Origin of the sequence: Streptococcus halitosis (assembly GCF_003143695.2) — a bacterium.
Taxonomy (GTDB): Bacteria; Bacillota; Bacilli; order Lactobacillales; family Streptococcaceae; genus Streptococcus; species Streptococcus halitosis.
Genome location: NZ_QEMY02000001.1, coordinates 13,243 through 33,851, shown reverse-complemented (window position 1 = coordinate 33,851; position 20,609 = coordinate 13,243). Strand labels below are relative to the sequence as shown.

At 40.5% G+C, this 20,609-nt stretch carries 22 protein-coding genes, 1 tRNA gene, 2 pseudogenes and 1 other annotated feature; of the genes and pseudogenes, 17 read left to right on the top strand and 8 right to left on the bottom strand.

From position 1 onward, the window contains the following. Nucleotides 1-290: 290 nt before the first annotated feature. Both carB and DB729_RS00195 read left to right on the top strand, forming a co-directional pair. The gene (gene carB, locus DB729_RS00200) at nucleotides 291-3,467 is read left to right on the top strand and encodes a carbamoyl-phosphate synthase large subunit (protein WP_033583991.1); all 3,177 of its coding nucleotides are present in this window, start codon (nucleotides 291-293) and stop codon (nucleotides 3,465-3,467) included. A 220-nt stretch (nucleotides 3,468-3,687) separates the two neighbouring features. After that, on the top strand, nucleotides 3,688-5,022 hold the full coding sequence (locus DB729_RS00195; RefSeq protein WP_084875465.1) for an Nramp family divalent metal transporter: 1,335 nt from the start codon (nucleotides 3,688-3,690) through the stop codon (nucleotides 5,020-5,022). A 115-nt stretch (nucleotides 5,023-5,137) separates the two neighbouring features. Here DB729_RS00195 and DB729_RS00190 read toward each other — a convergent pair whose 3' ends face one another. Together DB729_RS00190 and DB729_RS00185 are read right to left on the bottom strand one after the other, a co-directional pair. Then, complete coding sequence (locus DB729_RS00190) at nucleotides 5,138-5,380, bottom strand: type B 50S ribosomal protein L31 (RefSeq protein WP_000710762.1); 243 nt, start codon at nucleotides 5,378-5,380, stop codon at nucleotides 5,138-5,140. A gap of 95 nt (nucleotides 5,381-5,475) precedes the next feature. Continuing rightward, nucleotides 5,476-6,411: a DHH family phosphoesterase gene (locus tag DB729_RS00185; protein WP_109289817.1), complete on the bottom strand. Its 936-nt coding sequence runs from the start codon at nucleotides 6,409-6,411 to the stop codon at nucleotides 5,476-5,478. A 103-nt stretch (nucleotides 6,412-6,514) separates the two neighbouring features. Here DB729_RS00185 and DB729_RS00180 point away from each other — a divergent pair, with 103 nt between their 5' ends. The 7 genes and pseudogenes from DB729_RS00180 (at nucleotide 6,515) to DB729_RS00150 (ending at nucleotide 10,692) form a co-directional block, all read left to right on the top strand. Beyond that, nucleotides 6,515-6,958, top strand: coding sequence for a flavodoxin (locus tag DB729_RS00180; RefSeq protein WP_001162125.1), 444 nt, complete (start codon nucleotides 6,515-6,517; stop codon nucleotides 6,956-6,958). A 117-nt stretch (nucleotides 6,959-7,075) separates the two neighbouring features. Continuing rightward, nucleotides 7,076-7,342, top strand: coding sequence for a chorismate mutase (locus tag DB729_RS00175; protein ID WP_033583996.1), 267 nt, complete (start codon nucleotides 7,076-7,078; stop codon nucleotides 7,340-7,342). Continuing rightward, nucleotides 7,339-7,713 carry a fluoride efflux transporter CrcB gene (gene crcB / locus DB729_RS00170; protein ID WP_000712109.1) on the top strand — a complete coding sequence of 125 codons (375 nt, stop codon included), beginning with the start codon at nucleotides 7,339-7,341 and terminating at the stop codon, nucleotides 7,711-7,713. Before DB729_RS00175 ends, crcB (DB729_RS00170) begins: the two co-directional genes overlap by 4 nt. Beyond that, complete coding sequence (crcB, locus tag DB729_RS00165; protein WP_033583998.1) at nucleotides 7,707-8,036, top strand: fluoride efflux transporter CrcB; 330 nt, start codon at nucleotides 7,707-7,709, stop codon at nucleotides 8,034-8,036. Before crcB (DB729_RS00170) ends, crcB (DB729_RS00165) begins: the two co-directional genes overlap by 7 nt. A 118-nt stretch (nucleotides 8,037-8,154) precedes the next feature. Further along, a complete protein-coding gene (rplS, locus tag DB729_RS00160) occupies nucleotides 8,155-8,502 on the top strand; it encodes a 50S ribosomal protein L19 (RefSeq protein WP_001068669.1) in 348 nt (115 codons plus the stop codon). Nucleotides 8,503-8,544: 42 nt separating this feature from the next. Continuing rightward, nucleotides 8,545-8,616, top strand: a tRNA-Arg gene (locus tag DB729_RS00155). 306 nt (nucleotides 8,617-8,922) lie between these two features. Continuing rightward, nucleotides 8,923-10,692 (top strand): annotated as a pseudogene (locus DB729_RS00150) (DUF4365 domain-containing protein). Between the two features lie 376 nt (nucleotides 10,693-11,068). Here DB729_RS00150 and DB729_RS00145 read toward each other — a convergent pair. The 3 genes from DB729_RS00145 to DB729_RS00135 all read right to left on the bottom strand — a co-directional run bounded on the left by DB729_RS00145 (nucleotide 11,069) and on the right by DB729_RS00135 (nucleotide 13,516). Next, the gene (locus DB729_RS00145) at nucleotides 11,069-11,248 is read right to left on the bottom strand and encodes a hypothetical protein (protein WP_033584002.1); all 180 of its coding nucleotides are present in this window, start codon (nucleotides 11,246-11,248) and stop codon (nucleotides 11,069-11,071) included. Nucleotides 11,249-11,392: 144 nt separating this feature from the next. Further along, nucleotides 11,393-12,199: a sugar-phosphatase gene (gene yidA / locus DB729_RS00140; protein ID WP_033605702.1), complete on the bottom strand. Its 807-nt coding sequence runs from the start codon at nucleotides 12,197-12,199 to the stop codon at nucleotides 11,393-11,395. A 12-nt stretch (nucleotides 12,200-12,211) separates the two neighbouring features. Next, on the bottom strand, nucleotides 12,212-13,516 hold the full coding sequence (locus DB729_RS00135) for an HD domain-containing protein (RefSeq protein WP_109289818.1): 1,305 nt from the start codon (nucleotides 13,514-13,516) through the stop codon (nucleotides 12,212-12,214). Nucleotides 13,517-13,587: 71 nt separating this feature from the next. On the opposite strand from DB729_RS00135, the gene DB729_RS00130 reads away from it, so the two are divergent. Further along, nucleotides 13,588-13,965, top strand: coding sequence for a YwiB family protein (locus DB729_RS00130; RefSeq protein WP_109289819.1), 378 nt, complete (start codon nucleotides 13,588-13,590; stop codon nucleotides 13,963-13,965). A gap of 24 nt (nucleotides 13,966-13,989) precedes the next feature. Here the strand turns inward: DB729_RS00130 and DB729_RS00125 are convergent, their stop codons facing one another. Together DB729_RS00125 and DB729_RS00120 are read right to left on the bottom strand one after the other, a co-directional pair. Beyond that, a complete protein-coding gene (locus DB729_RS00125) occupies nucleotides 13,990-15,072 on the bottom strand; it encodes a DEAD/DEAH box helicase (RefSeq protein WP_109289820.1) in 1,083 nt (360 codons plus the stop codon). Continuing rightward, complete coding sequence (locus tag DB729_RS00120) at nucleotides 15,069-16,046, bottom strand: Gfo/Idh/MocA family protein (RefSeq protein WP_109289821.1); 978 nt, start codon at nucleotides 16,044-16,046, stop codon at nucleotides 15,069-15,071. Before DB729_RS00120 ends, DB729_RS00125 begins: the two co-directional genes overlap by 4 nt. Before the next feature lie 155 nt (nucleotides 16,047-16,201). Between DB729_RS00120 and DB729_RS00115 the strand changes: the two genes are divergently transcribed. The 4 genes from DB729_RS00115 to rpmA all read left to right on the top strand — a co-directional run bounded on the left by DB729_RS00115 (nucleotide 16,202) and on the right by rpmA (nucleotide 18,092). After that, nucleotides 16,202-16,888 carry a YoaK family protein gene (locus tag DB729_RS00115; protein WP_033584012.1) on the top strand — a complete coding sequence of 229 codons (687 nt, stop codon included), beginning with the start codon at nucleotides 16,202-16,204 and terminating at the stop codon, nucleotides 16,886-16,888. Nucleotides 16,889-16,952: 64 nt separating this feature from the next. Beyond that, nucleotides 16,953-17,072 (top strand) — a sequence feature (ribosomal protein L21 leader region). Between the two features lie 34 nt (nucleotides 17,073-17,106). Continuing rightward, nucleotides 17,107-17,421: a 50S ribosomal protein L21 gene (gene rplU / locus DB729_RS00105; protein WP_000109141.1), complete on the top strand. Its 315-nt coding sequence runs from the start codon at nucleotides 17,107-17,109 to the stop codon at nucleotides 17,419-17,421. A 16-nt stretch (nucleotides 17,422-17,437) separates the two neighbouring features. Further along, entirely contained in the window at nucleotides 17,438-17,782 is a 345-nt protein-coding gene (locus DB729_RS00100; RefSeq protein ID WP_033584014.1) for a ribosomal-processing cysteine protease Prp, read from the top strand. A 16-nt stretch (nucleotides 17,783-17,798) separates the two neighbouring features. After that, entirely contained in the window at nucleotides 17,799-18,092 is a 294-nt protein-coding gene (rpmA, locus tag DB729_RS00095; protein WP_000916509.1) for a 50S ribosomal protein L27, read from the top strand. A gap of 163 nt (nucleotides 18,093-18,255) precedes the next feature. On the opposite strand, the pseudogene DB729_RS09465 reads toward rpmA, so the two are convergent. Beyond that, nucleotides 18,256-18,327, bottom strand: a pseudogene (locus DB729_RS09465) (AraC family transcriptional regulator); the annotation flags it as partial. Here DB729_RS09465 and DB729_RS00090 point away from each other — a divergent pair. The 3 genes from DB729_RS00090 to DB729_RS00080 are packed head-to-tail and all read left to right on the top strand — an operon-like array spanning nucleotide 18,320 to nucleotide 20,575. Continuing rightward, nucleotides 18,320-19,228, top strand: coding sequence for a LysR family transcriptional regulator (locus DB729_RS00090; protein ID WP_001025717.1), 909 nt, complete (start codon nucleotides 18,320-18,322; stop codon nucleotides 19,226-19,228). The pseudogene DB729_RS09465 and the gene DB729_RS00090 overlap by 8 nt on opposite strands. Continuing rightward, nucleotides 19,225-19,692 carry a signal peptidase II gene (gene lspA / locus DB729_RS00085; RefSeq protein WP_109289822.1) on the top strand — a complete coding sequence of 156 codons (468 nt, stop codon included), beginning with the start codon at nucleotides 19,225-19,227 and terminating at the stop codon, nucleotides 19,690-19,692. The genes DB729_RS00090 and lspA overlap by 4 nt, the downstream gene beginning before the upstream one ends. Further along, on the top strand, nucleotides 19,676-20,575 hold the full coding sequence (locus DB729_RS00080) for an RluA family pseudouridine synthase (RefSeq protein ID WP_109289823.1): 900 nt from the start codon (nucleotides 19,676-19,678) through the stop codon (nucleotides 20,573-20,575). Before lspA ends, DB729_RS00080 begins: the two co-directional genes overlap by 17 nt. Nucleotides 20,576-20,609: the final 34 nt, after the last annotated feature.

Here is a 20,609-nt window from a genome sequence, read left to right as displayed (position 1 = left end):
GGCGACGAATAGAAAGGCAGGTCGTTTCTTTTAGTCGCTATTGGGCGAACTAAAAACTCCCTGCACTAGATTTTTTATCGAAAAATATCGTTTCTCTAAAAAATCGTCGGAGAATTTATTTAATGGCAACCCGAGAGTTGCCAAATAGAAAGGAGAAGGGTGGTCCGTATTTGCTGAACTGAATACGGGCTACGGACGGTGCTAAAAAGATAGTTATTCCTAGAACTGATAGTTCTTCGTCATAACTCCTATTTTAGCTTTGTCCGCTTGACGCCCTTAATATCTTATAAATGCCTAAACGTACTGATATTCAAAAAATTATGGTGATTGGTTCTGGTCCGATTATTATTGGTCAGGCTGCTGAGTTTGACTACGCGGGGACCCAGGCCTGCTTGTCTTTGAAAGAGGAAGGTTATGAAGTTGTCTTGGTGAACTCAAACCCTGCCACTATCATGACGGACAAGGAGATTGCGGACAAGGTCTACATTGAACCGATTACACTCGAGTTTGTGACACGTATTCTCCGTAAGGAACGTCCAGATGCCTTGCTTCCAACTCTCGGTGGCCAGACAGGACTCAATATGGCCATGGAATTGTCTAAAAACGGTATCTTAGATGAGCTCGGTGTCGAACTTCTGGGAACTAAATTATCTGCCATCGACCAAGCCGAGGACCGTGACCTCTTTAAACAATTGATGGAAGAGCTTGAGCAACCAATTCCTGAATCTGAAATTGTCAACACAGTGGAAGAAGCTGTTGCCTTTGCAGCATCAATCGGCTACCCTGTTATCGTTCGTCCAGCCTTTACCCTTGGTGGTACTGGTGGTGGTATGTGTGCCAACGAAGAAGAATTGCGTGAAATAGCTGAAAATGGCTTGAAATTGTCACCTGTTACCCAATGTTTGATTGAACGTTCAATCGCAGGTTTCAAGGAAATCGAGTACGAAGTCATGCGCGATTCAGCTGACAATGCCCTCGTTGTTTGTAACATGGAAAACTTTGACCCAGTTGGGATCCATACAGGAGATTCCATTGTCTTTGCCCCCGCGCAGACCATGTCAGACTATGAAAACCAAATGCTACGTGACGCGAGCTTGAGCATTATCCGCGCTCTCAAGATTGAAGGTGGGTGTAACGTTCAGCTGGCCCTTGATCCCCACAGCTTCAAGTACTATGTTATCGAAGTAAACCCTCGTGTATCGCGTTCGTCAGCCCTTGCTTCTAAGGCAACTGGTTACCCAATTGCCAAATTGGCAGCTAAGATTGCTGTCGGTTTGACCTTGGATGAGGTCATCAACCCAGTCACAGGTTCAACCTATGCCATGTTTGAGCCGGCCCTTGACTACGTCGTTGCTAAGATTCCACGTTTCCCATTTGACAAGTTTGAAAAAGGTGAGCGTCGTCTCGGAACTCAGATGAAAGCGACTGGGGAAGTCATGGCCATTGGTCGTAACATCGAGGAATCTCTTCTAAAAGCCTGTCGTTCACTTGAAATTGGGGTTCACCACAATGAAATGCCGGAGCTTGCAGCGGTTTCAGATGATGCCTTGATTGAAAAAGTTGTCAAGGCCCAAGATGATCGTCTCTTCTACGTATCAGAGGCTATTCGCCGTGGTTACACACCAGAAGAAATTGCTGAATTGACCAAGATTGATATCTTTTACCTTGATAAACTCTTGCACATCTTTGAAATTGAGCAAGAATTAGGTGCCCATCCACAAGATCTAGAAGTCTTGAAAACAGCTAAACTCAATGGATTTTCAGACCGCAAGATTGCGGAACTCTGGAAAACGACAGCTGACCAAGTTCGCCAACTTCGCTTGGAAAACAAGATTGTTCCAGTCTATAAGATGGTCGATACCTGTGCGGCAGAATTTGACTCTGAAACACCATACTTCTATTCAACCTATGGATGGGAAAATGAATCTATCAAGTCTGATAAGGAATCCGTCCTAGTTCTAGGTTCAGGTCCAATCCGTATCGGACAAGGGGTTGAGTTTGACTACGCAACAGTTCACTCTGTTAAGGCGATTCAAGCAGCTGGCTATGAAGCGATCATCATGAACTCAAACCCAGAGACCGTTTCTACAGACTTCTCGGTATCTGACAAGCTCTACTTTGAACCATTGACTTTCGAAGATGTTATGAATGTTATCGACTTGGAGCAACCAAAAGGTGTTATCGTTCAGTTTGGTGGTCAAACAGCCATCAATCTTGCAGAGCCTCTGGCAAAAGCAGGTGTGACCATCCTTGGTACGCAAGTCGCTGACTTAGACCGTGCCGAAGACCGTGACCTCTTCGAGCAAGCCCTTAAAGACTTGGATATTCCACAGCCACCAGGACAAACGGCTACCAATGAAGAAGAAGCCGTGCTTGCAGCTCGCAAGATTGGTTTCCCAGTCCTTGTTCGCCCATCTTATGTCTTGGGGGGACGTGCCATGGAAATCGTTGAAAACGAAGAAGACCTCCGTTCTTACATGCGTACCGCTGTTAAGGCTAGTCCAGACCACCCAGTTCTTGTTGACTCTTACATCGTTGGGCAAGAGTGTGAAGTGGATGCCATCTCAGACGGAGAAAATGTCCTTATCCCTGGTATCATGGAGCATATCGAACGTGCCGGTGTCCACTCAGGTGACTCAATGGCCGTTTATCCTCCACAAACCTTGTCGCAAAAGGTACAGGAAACCATCGCAGACTACACCAAACGCCTAGCAATTGGTCTCAACTGTCTTGGTATGATGAACATTCAGTTTGTTATCAAGGATGAGAAAGTCTATGTTATCGAGGTCAACCCACGTGCCAGCCGTACGGTTCCATTCCTTTCTAAGGTAACCAATATCCCTATGGCTCAGGTAGCGACTAAGTTGATTCTTGGTCAAAGTCTCGAAGAACTTGGTTACCAAGATGGACTTTACCCTGAAAGCACACGAGTTCATATCAAAGCGCCAGTCTTCTCCTTTACCAAGCTAGCGAAAGTAGACAGCTTGCTCGGTCCTGAAATGAAATCGACAGGGGAAGTCATGGGTTCTGATACAACTCTTGAAAAAGCGCTCTATAAAGCTTTTGAAGCTTCATACCTTCACTTGCCTACTTTTGGTAATGTTGTCTTTACCATCGCTGATGATGCAAAAGAAGAAGCTTTAGATTTAGCTCGTCGTTTCCAAAACATTGGTTACGGAATCCTTGCAACTGCAGGAACAGCGGAGTTCTTTGCAAATCATGGACTTCAAGCTCAACTAGTTGGGAAAATCGGTGATGACGAACATGATATTCCTAGCTACGTCCGTAAAGGAAAAATCCAAGCTATCATCAATACTGTCGGAACCAAACGAACTGCTGACGAAGATGGTGAGCAAATCCGTCGTTCAGCCATTGAACACGGAGTGCCACTCTTTACAGCTCTAGATACAGCTAATGCCATGCTCAAGGTGCTAGAAAGCCGTAGTTTTGTCACAGAAGCGATCTAGTTGAGAAAGATTTTTCACAGTTTTAAAGCCAGCGTTTTCTGACGCTGGCTTTTACAATACTGATATTGCTTATTTCAACTATCATTTCTTTTATTAGGAATCATTCTAAAATGTGATATAATAAGGGTGAATTGGAAATAGGTAAACTATTTTCATCATTCTTTCAAAAAATATTCTATTAAGAAGTATGTAAAGACAGATTAGAAAGTGGGAAATCCCTATGTCCTCTTATGAAAAAGTCTCTCTTTCTGAGATCAATCAATCTATTGAGACTCCAAATAACAATCATTTTTGGCAAAATCTAAAAGCATTCTTAGGACCTGGTGCACTTGTGGCAGTTGGCTACATGGATCCTGGAAATTGGATCACCAGTGTGGTTGGTGGTGCCTCCTACAAGTACAGCCTTTTATTTGTTATTTTAATTTCATCCATCATCGCCATGCAGCTACAACAGATGGCTGGTAAGCTCGGTATCGTGACTAGGATGGACCTAGCACAGGCAACAGCTCATCATGCTCCCAAGTGGCTTCGCTATAGTTTGTGGGTGATTTTAGAATTAGCTTTAATGGCGACAGACTTGGCTGAGGTTCTAGGTTCAGCGATTGCCTTAAATCTTTTGTTTAAAATACCGATTATGGTCGCTATCCTCCTAACCGTTTTAGATGTGTTTCTTTTGTTGTTGTTGATGAAATTTGGTTTCAAAAAAATTGAATCTATTGTTACGACCCTTATTTTAACCATATTAGCCATCTTTACCTATCTTGTGGCCTTATCCAATCCAAGTATCCAGGGGATCATTGGTGGTTATTTGCCAACTTCAACTTTATTTGAAACACCGTTACCGGGTCATGAAAGTCAATTGACCTTGGCTCTAGGGATTGTAGGAGCGACAGTCATGCCTCATAATCTCTATCTCCATTCCTCTCTATCCCAAACAAGGAAAATCAATCACAAAGATAAGAAGGATGTTCGAAAAGCCGTGCGTTTTATGACCTGGGATTCAAATCTTCAGTTGTCCCTAGCCTTTATTGTCAATTCCTTACTTCTCATTTTAGGTGCCTCCCTCTTTTTTGGTCATGCATCTGAAATTTCAGCTTTCTCCCAAATGTACAATGCTTTACAGGATTCGACAATAGCAGGAGCGATAGCCAGCTCAACTCTGTCAACTTTATTTGCTCTAGCTCTCTTAGCAAGTGGTCAAAATTCGACCATTACAGGCACTTTGACAGGACAGATTGTCATGGAAGGCTTCTTACATCTAAGATTGCCTCAGTGGCTTATCCGTATCGGTACCCGTATTTTTGCCTTGCTACCTGTGATTATAGTCGCCGTTTTGTTTGGATATCAAGAAAAAACCTTGGATCAGTTATTGGTCTATTCACAGGTCTTTCTGTCAATCGCTCTTCCGTTCTCAATCTTTCCCTTAATCTATCTGACCTCTAAGAAGTCACTGATGGGAGAATTCACTAATGCCAAGTGGAACACCATCCTAGGTTACGCAGTTTCAATCATCTTGACCATTCTCAATATCAAGCTTCTTTTCGATATTTTTTAACCTCGTTTGAAATCAATCATAGTGTCAGCGTGAAGCTTGACAAAGAGAAAGTAGTAGTGGTTGGTTCATAAAAATAAGTACAAAAAAAGAACAGTTGAAACTGTTCTTTTTATGATTATTTGAGACCGTATTTTTTGTTGAAACGATCCACACGTCCATCTGCTTGAGTGAACTTTTGACGTCCAGTGTAGAATGGGTGTGAGTCTGATGAAATTTCCACACGGATCAATGGGTAAGTTTCGCCTTCGAACTCAACAGTTTCGTTAGAGCGTTTTGTTGAACCGCTAAGGAATTTGTAACCAGTAGTTGTGTCCATGAAGACAACTGGGCGATATTCTGGATGGATATCTTTTTTCATTTTGCAATATTTCCTTTCTGCCATGGTCTCTTTGTGAGCCATAGATTGTTACCTTACTAGTCTATCAGATTCTGATAAGTTTGGCAAGTATTTTATCAGTTTTTAAGCAAGTTTTTTAACTTTTGATAGATGATTTCGTTTTCTTCTAGACTATAGGAATTGGCGCCACTAGCTAATGGATGTCCTCCTCCGTCGTGTTCTTTGGCAATTTCATTGATAGGGGTAATTTTACTGCGCATACGCACACGGAAGTGACCATCAGCTTGCTCAACAAAGATAGCCCAAGCCTTAACGGTATCAATTCGGCCAGGTGCTCCGACAATTGCAGCTGTTTCAGCATCCGTAACCTTATATTCTTTCAGGATTTCTTGAGTAAGCAGAACGCGTGCAGCCCCGTTTTCATCAACTTCTAAATGATCATAGACAAAGCCTTGCAGTTTTGCAATCTTGAAGCTCATGGTATCCATTTGACGAGACAATCCAGCAAAGTCAAAATCAATTTCTCGGAGCTGGCCAGCTATTCTAAAGGTACGGGCACTAGTTGACGGGTAGAGAAAACGCCCTGTGTCCCCGACAATTCCTGCATAGAGAAGTCGTGCTGCTTCGCTAGACAAAGCCAGCTGATTTTCTTGAGCAAATAGGGCAATCATCTCACTGGCACTGCTTGAACTTGTATCCACCCAAGATAGGTCACCATAAATATCATCATTTGGATGGTGATCGATTTTGATGGTGAAAGCAGCTTGTTCGTATCGTTTATCATCGATACGAGGACGATTCGCTGTATCACAAATAATAGCAAGAGCTCCTTGGTAGTCACTGTCTTGAACAGTATCCATTTCCGCCATCCAAGTTAGAGTGGGTTCGTTAAAACCGACTGCTTTAATGGTCTTTTCTGGAAAATGGTGAGTGAGAAGAGCTTTCAAACCTACCTGACTCCCTAAGGCATCAGGATCTGGTTTCATATGACGATGAATGATAATGGTATCGTATTCTTTGATTTTCTCTAATATTTGCTGGCAAATTTCCATAAATAACCTCAATTCTTTCTCATTTCATTGTAGCACAAGAATTTTTATTTTTAAAATGAAAAAGATATGATATAATGGAGAAAGATAAATTGAGGAGGACGATATGGCATTAGCAAAAATTGTATTTGCCAGTATGACCGGTAATACCGAAGAAATTGCAGATATTGTAGCAGATAAATTGCGTGACTTGGGCTTGGATGTCGATGTGGATGAATGTACGACTGTTGACGCTTCAGACTTCTTGGAGGCGGACATCGCAATCGTTGCGACTTATACTTACGGAGACGGAGAATTGCCAGATGAGATGATGGACTTCTATGAAGATCTAGCAGATCTCAACTTGAATGGCAAAATCTACGGAGTGGTCGGTTCAGGAGATACTTTCTACGACGAATTCTGTAAGGCTGTTGATGACTTTGATCGTGTTTTTGTAGCGACAGGAGCAGAAAAAGGTTCAGAGTGTGTTAAAGTTGATCTTTCTGCTGAAGAAGAAGACATCGAACGTTTGGAACAATTCGCAGAAGAATTGGCTGCAAAAGTAGGATAAGAATCAAACTGCGCTGACTGGAAGAAGTCAGTGCGTTTTTTTATTAGTTTTTTGGGGATTTTACTAGCCTATTTAGAGGGTTTTTGATACAATAATTCAAATAAAGGAGGAGACTGTATGAACTTAGATATGATTCGGCAAGAAATTGATCAAATCGACGACCAAATCGTCAAGCTCTTGGAAGAACGGATGCATTTGGTTGAGGGAGTAGTTGCCTATAAGAAAGCCTCAAGAAAACCTATTTTAGATTCTAAGAGAGAAGCGGTTATTTTTGAAAAGGTTAGAAGTCGTGTAGAGGACAAGCGCTATCAGGAGACTATTGTTGCGACTTTTTCTGACATACTCAAACGTTCGCGTGATTATCAGGATCAAAATATCAAATGAAAAAAGAACAATTTTATCCGCTTGGAATTTTTCTGGCTGCAATGGTGGGAGGCCTTATCCGCTACTTTGTATCTAGTCAGTTGCCAGCCAGTCCTGAATTTCCTTGGGGAACCCTTCTCGTCAATTATCTGGGAATATTCTGCCTAGTCTATCTGGTGAAAGGCTATTTGGTCTATAAGAGAACTAGTAAAGGCTTAATTTTGGCGCTGGGGACGGGTTTTTGCGGTGGCCTGACAACCTTTTCTAGCCTAATGCTTGATGCAGTAAAACTGCTTGATACCGGGCGTTATCTTAGCTTAATCATCTATCTGCTTTTGAGTATTGGAGGAGGTCTACTCTTGGCTTATGTTCTAGGGAGGAAGAAATGGTAATCGTTTATCTTGCAATCGCCTGCGGGTTCGGAGCCCTGGTGCGTTATTTCTTTTCCCGCTATAATCAAGCTTCAAAATTACCTCTAGGAACTCTCCTTGCCAATCTTCTAGGATGTTTTTTAATTGGCCTACTCTACAATCATGTGGAGTCCAAGGAAATCTATGCTATCCTAGCGACAGGTTTTTGTGGAGGGTTGACGACCTTTTCAACCTTGAATGACGAGCTGCAAAGACTATTAAGTGACAAGAAGGTATTTTATAGCTATTTTCTCTTAACTTACATAGGCGGCTTAGTGGCGATTTTTTTAGGAATTCTGCTATAAATTTCTTTACTTTTAGGTAGAAATTTGGTAAACTATATCCTGTGTGTAATGGACGCACAAAAATACAGTTTATCCGCTGAGGAAGGTTCCTCAAGATTGACAAAGATAGGAGAATAAAATGAATCCATTAATCCAAAGCTTGACTGAAGGTCAACTTCGTACAGATATCCCATCATTCCGTCCTGGTGACACTGTTCGTGTACACGCGAAAGTTGTCGAAGGTAACCGTGAACGTATCCAGATTTTTGAAGGTGTTGTTATTGCACGTAAAGGTGCAGGCATCTCAGAAAACTACACAGTTCGTAAAATCTCTAACGGTGTAGGTGTTGAGCGTATCTTCCCAATCCACACTCCACGTGTTGAAAAGATCGAAGTTGTTCGTTACGGTAAAGTACGTCGTGCGAAATTGTACTACTTGCGTGCTCTTCAAGGTAAAGCAGCTCGTATCAAAGAAATCCGTCGTTAATTCGACTAAAAAACTCTGCTTACCCAGCAGGGTTTTTCTCTAGCTCCCTTAGTTCAATGGATATAACAACTCCCTCCTAAGGAGTAGTTGCAGGTTCGATTCCTGCAGGGGGCATTTTTAGTAATGTAAAGAAAGACAAAGAAAATTCAAAGTGTTAGTTTAAAGGCAATCATCACAAGTTTGTTTTTTAAAATAACTTAGTATTTTTGGAATTTTTGACCAAAGTGTGACCAAAAGTCAATGAATATAGAATAAAGTAGATCAGGAAACTGGTCTATTTATTTTGTAATTATTAATGAACAGTATTTTTTAAGTTTATAATATTCAGTTTAAGTTAAATAGTTGTAATTATAGTATATAAGTTTTTCTTTGTTAATGGTATAATATAAAGTATATAGAGCTATTTTTCGAGGTGCGGATTTGGCAAATAATAGACAAATTGAGACATTAGGTGTTTCATATCTGACAACATTCATAAATAGACATAGTTTACTTCAGACTTATTTTGATAGTAATGATAAAACTCCAGTCTGGGATGGTGAGATTCATGTTCTTAAATCTTCTAGTGAGAAAAAAAGTGAAATATTTGGTAAAGTACCTGTTCAAATTAAAGCTACAAGGCAACAGAAGAATAAATTGAAATCCTTCTTGTTAGACATAAGTGATTTAGAATTATATTCAAAAAATGGTGGTGTAGTTTTATTCGTAGTTTGGTTAAGTGAGAATGGTGATTTAAGAAATATCTACTATAAATCATTACCTCCTCTTTCTATAAAAAAACTAATCAAAAAAAATAATTTAAAAAATAAAACAACAAGCAATAAGAAACTTTCTGTACAGATTCATGAATTAGACGAACAAAAACTGTACCCCATGCTAGTCGATTTTATAACAAATAGTCGTAAGCAATATAGCTTCATAAATGTTGATGGTATTTCAGTTGAAGATATCTCTGATGATAGTAACCTTAAATTCTATTTTTATGGTCAAGGAAAGGGAGAAATCTTTAACTACCAGGAAGAAAATGATCTCTTCATTTATTATAAAGATCCTTTAACTGGTATTGAAGTACCACTTGAAAATACAATAAAGGTTGTCGAAACTTACGAGGAAACAGATTTAATTATTACAGTTGGAGATACTATTTTTCAAGATGTAAAAAGACATCGATTCCCTGATGGGAGTGTACAACTACATTTTGGTGAATGCTTTAAAATGTCCTTTGATGTAAATAAAAAAATATTTAAATTTAATTATACAAGGTCTAATATGCTCTCAAAAGCCATAGAGTGTACGGAGGTACTTCAAGAGCTAGGAAGAGTAGGATATTTTAATCTCAATGGAAATAAAATAGAACTAGATAATCAGTCAATATCGGATATTACTTCACGGAATTTAGATAGCGATATAAAGGATTTGAGACAGATTTCTAACTTCTTGGAAAATATGGGTGTACAAAAGGATCTTGATCTAAACTACTTTGATAAACAATCTCAAAAAAATCTAAATATCCTTAATTCAGGTCTTGTTCTAAAGAAGAAGGATGCCTTTGATTATAATGAATCTAAATTACTTCATCTAAGAATTGCTAATATCCATATTATTGCCTTATATGATTTTACAATAGATAAGAACGGAACTATGATTGATATCTTTACTGAAATTCCCTGGTGTAGGAGAGGTGAGGGGAAGGATTCTTCAGATATTTCAATTTTTGAAGTTTTTGAACCTAACGATTGGCTAAAAATAGATAATTGTAATTTTGATTCGGTTATTGCCTCATATCAAAGATTAGTTGATAATGACTTGAAATTTGAAGATGCTAACAACACTATTATAAAAATAGTTATTGCTGCTGACATGGCAGAAGATGCTTCTAGAAGAGAGTTATTGCTTAATTGGGCATAATGTCTTTCTAATTGGAACTTAAAATACTCCCAAAATAGTGAGATAGCTATAATAAATGACCTTCAAATAAAATCTAGAGTTCGTAAATTAAACAGCAAAGAAATGGAGATTCTGAGCAATATTTTAGTAAATAGTAATGATAACTATGAACTTTGTTTCGGTTCATCAGTGTTATTAAAATCGAAACCACAAGCTGATTTGTTTTGGAATAAACTGGATAATGAGACAAAAGAAAGATATAAAGACTTTCCTATTTATACTTTGTATATGAAATTATCGTAAAATTAAAAGAGATTATAAAGAGATAACATATAGAAATAGAGAGTGATTTATTACAATTCAGTACCACAAATTAAGGAAGCAATGCCTATTTTTTGTACTCTCAAGATTTAAGTAACTGTACAACACGTACATGAAAAAATTACATGTAGGGAGAGTTTTTGTACTCTCAAGATTTAAGTAACTGTACAACACCTCATGCTTGAAGATGGCCGATTGGCTGAAAAAGAAAGTTTCAACATCGAGCCTGACGGATTGATCACTACAAAATAATTTTTTAAAAATAGAAAGGAAATTTTCTAAAATATTGTTCGAATTGTAACCGCAGGCTCAGGCTTGCGGGCTTTTTTGTTTGCAATAATAAAAGCAGTGACGGAAATCACTGCTTATCAGCTGTAGCAAATTCATAAAGTTTTTCTGCTGTGAGAAGTGCCATTTTGTCCATGCTTGTTTTTCCTTTTCTGAGGTCAGAAACGGTAGTCCATGGCACACCGGCACCTTGTGAAATAGCAGATGTAGAAATAGAACTATTAAGTAATTCTTGAATAATTTTTCTCATATTTTTCTTTACCTCAATTTTTATCTTAATCATATTATATAACGGAGAACCGAGATGTCAAGTGTTTTGATAAATTATTTCTAATTCTAAGATGAAATAGATAAAACCCGCTCAGTTGAGCGGGTTTCGTCTATTCTTACTTTTTTACAATACCCACGTACGGATGGCATGGGCAACGCCAGATTCATCATTTGTTTTAGTGATGTATTTGGCGATTTTTTTGAGTTCTGGATTTCCGTTTTCCATGACTACAGGGTTGCCAACGACTTCCAGCATGGTACGGTCATTTTCTTCGTCTCCGATTGCCATGGTTTCATCTGTGGTCAATCCGAGTTTTTCAGCTAGGTGAGTGATGGCTGAACCCTTGTCTACATTCTTTTTAAGGAGTTCGAGGTAGAAAGGAGCAGATTTGTTGATGGAGTAGCGTTCGTAAAATTCTGCTGGTATCTTTTCAATCGCAACGTCGAGAATTTTCGGTTCATCGATAAACATACACTTGACGATTTCCTTGTCAGCCATTTCTTCAGGAGTGCGGTAAAAGATAGGCATGTTGACGAGGGTTGATTCGTGCACTGTGTATTTTCCGATATTGCGATTGGCAGTATAGATACCGTCCTTGGTAATAGCGTGCATGTGGACACCGAGTTTGCGACTGAGAAATTCCATATCGAGATAGTCCTCATAGGCTAAAGATTCGCTGATAATCTCATGGCCAGTAGCAGTTTCTTGGACAAGGGCACCGTTGAAGGTTACCACATAGTCACCCTTGTCTCTCAACTGCAAGTCGTCCAGAAGTTTAGCAACACCTGCGATAGGGCGGCCAGTTGCAATCACGACTTTGACGCCAGCTTGTTTGGCATCTTGGATGGCAGAAAAGACTTCAGGAGTGATTTCCTTTTTACTGTTAACCAGGGTACCATCGATATCGACAGCGATTAGTTTAATACTCATAAATTTCCTCTTCTAGTTTTTATTTGGGGTAAAATGATCGTTCTCAATCAAGTGTAAAAATTGCTGGGTGATACTTGCGAATATGCTATTTTGATCCAACATTTCTTTTGGAAAATAGAAACGATTGTCACCGTGGCGGCTGCCAGCAAGGGATTGGACGATAGGGGACAGGCTAGATAGTTCTGCCAGTTCACCATTTTTTTGTAAAATCTCAATCTGTGTCCTTGGATTTTCAGATTCGGGTCGATAGATATCATAAGGTAGGTCAAAGTTCTTATGAATAGCAGTATAGTAGTCTGGATCAAAACCGATATCTTCAACCAGTTGTCTCATGGTTGCGAGTTGGTCTTGGTCTTTTTCTGAAAAAGTAATGGATTTAAAGACCTTGCGGTTGACAAAGCGTTGCGACAAGTCGGCTAGTATCTTGTCAGGACTGGTCATCCAGAGTTGGAAGTAGGTATTCATCACGCCATCATCCAGAGCTAGATAGTCAGACAAGGTCACATTTTTTTCAAAGAAAGGAAGGAGATGTGGAGAAGTTCGTGCAAAGAAATCTTTGTCTTCAGGATAGAGTTCCTTAGCGCGTTTGAGGAGATTCTGTAGAAGAACTTCCATGGCGCGTGTTGCTGGGTGGAAATAAACCTGCATATACATCTGATAGCGACTGAGCACGTAGTCTTCGATGGCATGCATGCCGTTGCGCTGAAAGGCGATCCCATTTTCGACAGGACGAATGACTCGGAGGATGCGAGTCAGGTCAAATTCCCCATAAGATGCTCCTGTAAAATAGGAGTCGCGCAAGAGATAGTCCATGCGGTCCGCATCGATCTGACTGGAAATGAGCTGTACGACCTGCTTGTTAGGGTAGGTATGGTCGATGACACTAGCCACCTTTTCAGGAAAATCGGGCGCCACTTGTAACAGGACTTGGTGAATCTCTGTATCAGGACTTTGGATGATTTCCTGAGTAATGGCCTCATGATCTGTATCAAAAAGATGTTCAAAAGTATGAGAGTAGGCACCATGCCCAAGGTCATGGAGGAGCGCAGCAGTCATGGTCAAAAGAGACTCAGCAGGATCCCATTCTTCAGGATATTTTTCTTCAAAAATCTCTGTGATGCGTCGTGCAATCTCATAGACTCCTAGACAGTGGGAAAAGCGACTGTGCTCCCCACCATGGAAGGTATAGCTGGAAGTTCCTAGCTGTTTGATACGACGCAGACGTTGAAATTCTTTTGTATTGATCAAGTCATAGATGACTTGATTATTGACATGGATATAGTTGTGAACTGGGTCACGGAATACTTTTTCGTTCATATGATCATTATAGCAAAATCCTGCTCTTTTTGGTAAAATAGTAGGACAAGAGACAAGAAAGAGGACCTGATGTGAAGATTCGGATGCGAAATACGATTCAGTTTGATGAGCAGTTGGAAGTGATTGACCAGCTTTATGACGTTGAAGTGCATGAAAAAGGGGATTTTAGCTATTTACTCTTTTATAATGAGGAAAAAGAAAAAGTAGTCATTAAATTCCATGGTCAAGAACTGGTGATGACCCGTTTCTCGAGTCCCAAAACCATCATGCGTTTTCTAAAGGATAGTGATAGTTTGGCCTATATTCCGACACCAATGGGGATGCAGGAGTTTATCATACAAACGAATTACTATGAACTGGATGGGCAAAAGATTGAATTAGCCTATCAACTGCAAAACCAAGAGGGACACCCCTTTGCCAGCTATCAATTAGAAATTACTTGGGGATAAGAAAAAGGTTGGCAAGAGCCAACCTTATTTGATATAGAGTTCTTGGTTTTTTAGGACAATTTCACGTACACTTGCGAACTTCTTGAGCTTTTTCAGTTCTTCAGGATGGGTTACCAGAGTGATAACATAGCCCTCTTTGCCCATGCGACCTGTACGGCCAGCACGGTGGGTGTATGTTTCGATGTCTCTAGGAACATCAAAGTTTACGACACATTCTAGGCTATCGATATCAATTCCACGAGCCAGAAGGTCAGTTGCAAGAAGCAGGGTTAGTTGCTTATCTTTAAACTTTTCTAAGATGACTTTTCGAAATTTAACATTGACATCGCTAGCGAGGGAAACAGCCAAAATATCGCGATACTGTAATTTTTCCTCAGCACTTCCAAGGTCTGATAGGCTGTTAAAGAAGACTAGTCCGCGAAAATCCTCTACATGAGCCAGTTTTCGTAGCATATCCACTCGGTGACGTTGGTCTACCTGCATGTAGAAATGTTGAATGTTGTCCAGTTTTTGATCAGAGAGATCAATAGTGCGCGTGTTTGCCGCAATCTTTTCTTGGTCAAACTTGGTCGTCGCACTCATGTAGACGAGTTGGTGGTCACGAGGTGCGTAGTGAGTGATTTTCTCGACAAAGTGAATCTGAGAATCATCGAGCAATTGGTCAAATTCATCCAGGATGATAGTTTCCACATTCATCATCTTGATTTTTTTCAATTTAATCAACTCAAAGATACGGCCAGGAGTTCCAATCAGAATTTCTGGTCCTTTTTTGAGGCGTTCAATCTGGCGTTTCTGACTTGAACCTGATAGGAAGAGTTGAGCTGTTAAACCAATAGCTTCAGCCCAGGTTTTACACACGTCAAAAATCTGTCCAGCTAGTTCTGTATTTGGTGCTAGAATCAAGAGTTGCTGGGCTTTTTTCTTTTGTAGTCTGAGAAGACTTGGGAGTAAATAAGCTAGCGTCTTACCAGTTCCTGTTGGGCTCACTCCCAGAAGGTTTTCTCCAGCAAGTATAGGCTCAAATAGTTGAGTTTGAATGGGAGTAAATTCTTGGAAACCGAGTTGGTCGCTCAGTTTTTGCCATTCAGTGGGGAGTTTGGTTTTCATTTTTCTGCCTCAAATCTAATGCCAGCAGTCTGGCGCATGGTATAGAGTAAATCATGAACAGAGCCTGCATCATCCAGCCAGTTCTGGTAAAGCGTCTGGTCTGGTTGCTGGATCATGTGTGCAAATGCAGCGACTTCCTCAGTCATCGTATGAGGAGCCTGTTGGATAGGGAGCTGAACTTGATTTCCTTGGTGGTTGGTAAAAATAGCTGAGCGGACATGCTCAATCGTGTTGAGGGTCAAGGTTCCATCTGCTGTGTATATCTCACAAGGAAGATTGGAAGTGATGTTTTTCCCAGCCTTGATATGAACTTGAAAGTCAGGGTAGAAGAGGATACCGTCTCCATTCAGGTCAATGCTATTGTCAAGCTGTTGAGCTTGATAAGTCGCGACCTGAGCCTTTCCAAAGAGGCGAACGGCAGCATAGAGAGGATAAATCCCCAAGTCCATAAGGGCTCCACCAGCAAAACGATCTGAAAAGACATTTGGCATCTCCCCAGCCAACAAGTCCGGCATCTTGGAAGAATACTTGGCATAGTTGAAATCAGCTCCCAATACTTGCTTGTCTGCCAAAAAAATCTTGATAGTAGTAAAAGCTTCCTCGTGGTAATTACGAGCAGCTTCAAAGATAAAACAGTGATTTTTCTCAGCTGTTTGCCTCAAATCTAGCCATTCTTGTGGCTGAGTGACAGCTGGCTTTTCAAGAATGACGTGCTTACCAGTAGACAAGGCAGCCTTGACTTGAACAAAATGCAAGGAGTTTGGACTAGCAATATAGACTACATCAAAGGAAGACTTAAAGAAGTCTTCTAATTGATCAAAGAGTTGGACATTTTGATAGCGGGAAGCAAAGGTTGCGGCAGTTTCTAGTTTTCTAGAATAGACTGCGACCAGTTGGTATTCTCCACTAGCATGGGCTGCTTCTATGAAATGATGGCTGATAGCGCCTGTTCCGATGACACCTAATTTAAGCATAGATACTCCTTTTCCGATTTTAAATCCTTCCTTCATTATAACACAGAAAAGAAGGACTATCCAACCGATGGTAAAAATTTTCAAATGGACTACGCATTTCTTGGAGAAAGTGGTACAATATTCAGATAGGTAGATAAAATGAAAAGGGGGAGAAAATGAGATTATTACCAATAAGAAAAATATCACGTCAGTCTAAGAGGCTAGCGCTTTTTTTGACTTTTTGCGCAGGATATGTAGATGCCTATACCTTTATCGTGCGAGGAAATACTCTTGTGGCAGGACAGACTGGGAATGTGGTTTTTCTATCAGTAGGACTCATTCAACACAATGTGTCAGATGCCAGTGCCAAAGTAATGACATTGCTAGCTTTTATGATGGGGGTCCTTTTATTAACTGTCTATAAGGAAAAATTGAGAATTGTTAAAAAGCCAATTTTGTCTGTAATTCCACTTGCAGTCTTGTCCCTAATTATTGGCTTTGTGCCGCAAACTGTAGAGAATATCTATCTCGTACCGCCCTTGGCCTTCTGTATGGGACTGGTGACAACTGCTTTTGGAGAAGTGTCTGGTATTGCCTATAATAATGCTTTTATGACCGGGAATATCAAACGAACCATGTTAGCTTTTGGAGATTATTTTCGGACCAAGCATACGCCTTTCCTACGAGAGGGCTTGATTTTTGTTAGCTTGCTTAGCAGTTTTGTCTTCGGAGTTGTTTTTTCAGCTTATTTGACGATTTACTATCAGGAGAAGACAATTCTAGGTGTTCCTCTTATGATGAGTATCTTTTACTTCAGCATGCTTTTTGCTTCTTGGAGAAAAAAAGGGAAAGAAAAAGCTTAATTTTAATTGATTTTACTTGTAAGAAAAAAGAAGATATGCTATAATCGAAGAGTTGACTATGCACAGTCCTGTGCAACCGCACGAACATCGTTGCTCATCGTATACAAAATTTAAACTTTGTTATACTTAGAGCTCTTCTTTTAAGTGGTTCGTCCCACGATGCTAGGCGAGTCTTCACAAAAATACGGGGAAACCCTAAAAATCATAGGAGGTGCATAATGAGCACATACGCAATTATCAAAACTGGCGGAAAACAAGTTAAAGTTGAAGTTGGTCAAGCAGTTTACGTTGAAAAATTGAACGTTGAAGCTGGTCAAGAAGTTACTTTTAACGAAGTTGTTCTTGTTGGTGGTGAAAACACTGTTGTCGGAACTCCACTTGTTGCTGGAGCTACTGTAGTTGGAACTGTTGAAAAACAAGGAAAACAAAAGAAAGTTGTTACTTACAAGTACAAACCTAAGAAAGGTAGCCACCGCAAACAAGGTCACCGTCAACCATATACAAAAGTTGTCATCAACGCGATCAACGCTTAATTTTTAAGGAGAACACATGATACAAGCAGTCTTTGAGAGAGCCGAAGATGGCGAGCTGAGGAGTGCGGAAATTACTGGACACGCCGAAAGTGGCGAATACGGCTTAGATGTCGTGTGTGCATCGGTTTCTACGCTTGCCATTAACTTTATCAATTCCATTGAGAAATTTGCAGGCTACGAACCAATCCTAGAATTAAACGAAGATGAAGGTGGTTATCTAAAGGTTGAAATACCAGAGGATCTTCCTTCGCACCAGAGAGAAATGACCCAGTTATTCTTTGAATCATTTTTCTTAGGTATGGCAAACTTATCGGAGAACTCTTCTGAGTTCGTCCAAACCAGAGTTATCACAGAAAACTAACACGGAGGAAAACATTATGTTAAAAATGACTCTTAACAACTTGCAACTTTTCGCCCACAAAAAAGGTGGAGGTTCTACATCAAACGGACGCGATTCACAAGCGAAACGTCTTGGAGCTAAAGCGGCTGACGGACAAACTGTAACAGGTGGATCAATCCTTTACCGTCAACGTGGTACACATATCTATCCAGGTGTAAACGTTGGACGTGGTGGGGACGATACTTTGTTCGCTAAAGTTGAAGGCGTAGTACGCTTTGAACGTAAAGGACGCGATAAAAAACAAGTTTCTGTTTACCCAATCGCTAAATAAAAAGGTTCAGTGAACCTTTTTATCCCGAGCCTTGAAATGAAAGGCGAGGAAGCTAGAAGTAGCATAAAATAAGGCTTTCCGAGTTTTCGGAGAGCCTTTTTTTTGTTTTGATACCCACAATTTTTTGTTACTAGTGTAGATGAATTTTGTGAGCGACATTATTTTTCCTAGGTGGAAAACTTCTAAAATATGGTATAATGAACAGATAGAGAAGTTGGGGGTAAAAGATGAACATTCAACAATTACGCTATGTTGTGGCCATTGCCAATAGTGGTACTTTCCGTGAAGCTGCTGAAAAGATGTATGTTAGTCAGCCAAGTCTGTCTATTTCTGTGCGCGATTTGGAAAAAGAGCTGGGGTTTAAGATTTTCCGTCGGACGAGTTCGGGAACGTTTTTGACCCGTCGTGGTATGGAATTTTATGAAAAAGCGCAGGAGTTGGTCAAAGGATTTGATGTTTTTCAAAATCAGTATGCCAATCCTGAGGAAGAAAAGGATGAATTTTCCATTGCCAGTCAGCACTATGACTTCTTACCACCAACGATTACGGCCTTTTCAGAACGTTATCCTGATTATAAGAACTTTCGTATTTTTGAGTCTACCACAGTTCAAATATTAGACGAAGTAGCTCAAGGACACAGTGAGATTGGGATTATCTACCTCAACAATCAAAATAAAAAGGGCATCATGCAACGGGTTGAAAAGCTTGGTTTAGAAGTTATTGAACTAATTCCTTTCCAGACTCACATTTATCTTCGTGAAGGACATCCTTTAGCACAGAAAGAGGAATTGGTTATGGAGGATTTAGCGGATCTACCAACAGTTCGTTTCACCCAGGAAAAGGATGAGTACCTATACTATTCAGAGAACTTTGTCGACACCAGCGCGAGCTCCCAGATGTTTAATGTGACCGACCGTGCCACTTTGAATGGTATTTTGGAGCGGACAGATGCCTATGCGACAGGTTCAGGATTTTTAGATAGTGACAGTGTTAATGGGATCACAGTTATTCGTCTCAAGGATAATCTAGATAACCGCATGGTCTACGTCAAACGTGAGGAAGTGGAGCTTAGCCAAGCTGGGACTCTCTTCGTAGAAGTCATGCAAGAATATTTTGATCAAAAGAGGAAATCATGAAAAAAAGAGGAATAGTAGCAGTCATTATACTGCTTTTGATTGGGTTGGATCAGTTGGTCAAAAATTATGTTGTCCAGCAGATTCCACTGGGTGAAGTGCGTTCGTGGATCCCCAATTTCGTTAGCTTGACCTACCTGCAAAATAGAGGAGCAGCCTTCTCCATGCTGCAAGATCAGCAGTGGTTATTTGCTGTTATTACACTGGTCGTCATGGTAGGAGCCATTTGGTATCTACATAAACATATGGAGGATTCTCTCTGGTCGGTTTTTGGACTGACTTTGATAATCGCGGGAGGTTTGGGCAACTTTATTGACAGAATGAGTCAAGGTTTTGTGGTGGATATGTTTCACCTAGACTTTATCAACTTTGCGATTTTCAATGTTGCTGACAGCTATTTGACAGTTGGTGTCATTATTCTATTGATTGCAATGCTTAAAGAGGAAGTAAATGGAAATAAAAATTGAAACTGGTGGGCAACGACTAGACAAGGCTCTGTCGGACCTGACAGAATTGTCACGCAGTCTCGCGAATGAACAAATCAAGGCTGGACAAGTCTTGGTCAATGGTCAAGTCAAGAAAGCCAAATACACTGTCCAAGAGGGGGATATCGTCACCTACCATGTGCCAGAACCAGAGGTTTTAGAGTATGTGGCTGAGAATCTGCCGCTCGAGATCATCTACCAAGATGAGGATGTAGCTGTTGTCAACAAACCTCAAGGGATGGTGGTTCATCCGAGCGCCGGCCATACCAGTGGAACCTTGGTCAATGCCCTCATGTACCATATCAAGGACTTGTCAGGTATCAATGGGGTTCTGCGTCCAGGAATTGTTCACCGTATTGATAAGGACACGTCTGGCCTCCTTATGATTGCTAAGAATGACGAGGCACACTTGGCACTTGCCCAAGAACTCAAGGATAAGAAGTCTCTCCGCAAATATTGGGCGATTGTTCATGGCAATCTTCCCAATGATCGTGGTGTGATTGAAGCGCCGATTGGTCGTAGTGAAAAAGACCGTAAGAAACAGGCTGTAACTGCTAAAGGGAAGCCGGCAGTGACACGTTTCCACGTTTTGGAACGCTTTGGAGATTATAGTTTGCTAGAGTTGCAACTGGAAACAGGACGTACCCACCAAATCCGTGTTCATATGGCTTATATTGGCCATCCAGTCGCTGGGGATGAGGTCTATGGTCCTCGTAAAACCCTGAAAGGACATGGACAGTTTCTCCATGCCAAGACTCTAGGTTTTACTCATCCGAGAACAGGTGAGACCTTGGAGTTCACAGCAGATATTCCAGAGATTTTTAAAGAAACGCTGGAAAGATTGCGTAAAACTGAGAATAGATAAAAGAGTTGAGATACCTTGTCTCAACCTTTTTTAT

Bases quoted from the DNA above. Each gene is read 5' to 3' on its own strand.
- crcB (WP_000712109.1), top strand. From the start codon at position 7,339: ATGAAAAAAGAACAATTTTATCCGCTTGGAATTTTTCTGGCTGCAATG.
- DB729_RS00135 (WP_109289818.1), bottom strand. From the start codon at position 13,516: ATGAACGAAAAAGTATTCCGTGACCCAGTTCACAACTATATCCATGTC.
- DB729_RS00120 (WP_109289821.1), bottom strand. From the start codon at position 16,046: ATGCTTAAATTAGGTGTCATCGGAACAGGCGCTATCAGCCATCATTTC.
- crcB (WP_033583998.1), top strand. From the start codon at position 7,707: ATGGTAATCGTTTATCTTGCAATCGCCTGCGGGTTCGGAGCCCTGGTG.
- DB729_RS00180 (WP_001162125.1), top strand. From the start codon at position 6,515: ATGGCATTAGCAAAAATTGTATTTGCCAGTATGACCGGTAATACCGAA.
- DB729_RS00145 (WP_033584002.1), bottom strand. From the start codon at position 11,248: ATGAGAAAAATTATTCAAGAATTACTTAATAGTTCTATTTCTACATCT.
- DB729_RS00125 (WP_109289820.1), bottom strand. From the start codon at position 15,072: ATGAAAACCAAACTCCCCACTGAATGGCAAAAACTGAGCGACCAACTC.
- lspA (WP_109289822.1), top strand. From the start codon at position 19,225: ATGAAAAAAAGAGGAATAGTAGCAGTCATTATACTGCTTTTGATTGGG.
- DB729_RS00080 (WP_109289823.1), top strand. From the start codon at position 19,676: ATGGAAATAAAAATTGAAACTGGTGGGCAACGACTAGACAAGGCTCTG.
- rpmA (WP_000916509.1), top strand. From the start codon at position 17,799: ATGTTAAAAATGACTCTTAACAACTTGCAACTTTTCGCCCACAAAAAA.
- carB (WP_033583991.1), top strand. From the start codon at position 291: ATGCCTAAACGTACTGATATTCAAAAAATTATGGTGATTGGTTCTGGT.
- yidA (WP_033605702.1), bottom strand. From the start codon at position 12,199: ATGAGTATTAAACTAATCGCTGTCGATATCGATGGTACCCTGGTTAAC.
- DB729_RS00115 (WP_033584012.1), top strand. From the start codon at position 16,202: ATGAGATTATTACCAATAAGAAAAATATCACGTCAGTCTAAGAGGCTA.
- DB729_RS00175 (WP_033583996.1), top strand. From the start codon at position 7,076: ATGAACTTAGATATGATTCGGCAAGAAATTGATCAAATCGACGACCAA.
- DB729_RS00185 (WP_109289817.1), bottom strand. From the start codon at position 6,411: ATGGAAATTTGCCAGCAAATATTAGAGAAAATCAAAGAATACGATACC.
- DB729_RS00195 (WP_084875465.1), top strand. From the start codon at position 3,688: ATGTCCTCTTATGAAAAAGTCTCTCTTTCTGAGATCAATCAATCTATT.
- DB729_RS00100 (WP_033584014.1), top strand. From the start codon at position 17,438: ATGATACAAGCAGTCTTTGAGAGAGCCGAAGATGGCGAGCTGAGGAGT.
- DB729_RS00190 (WP_000710762.1), bottom strand. From the start codon at position 5,380: ATGAAAAAAGATATCCATCCAGAATATCGCCCAGTTGTCTTCATGGAC.
- DB729_RS00090 (WP_001025717.1), top strand. From the start codon at position 18,320: ATGAACATTCAACAATTACGCTATGTTGTGGCCATTGCCAATAGTGGT.
- rplU (WP_000109141.1), top strand. From the start codon at position 17,107: ATGAGCACATACGCAATTATCAAAACTGGCGGAAAACAAGTTAAAGTT.
- rplS (WP_001068669.1), top strand. From the start codon at position 8,155: ATGAATCCATTAATCCAAAGCTTGACTGAAGGTCAACTTCGTACAGAT.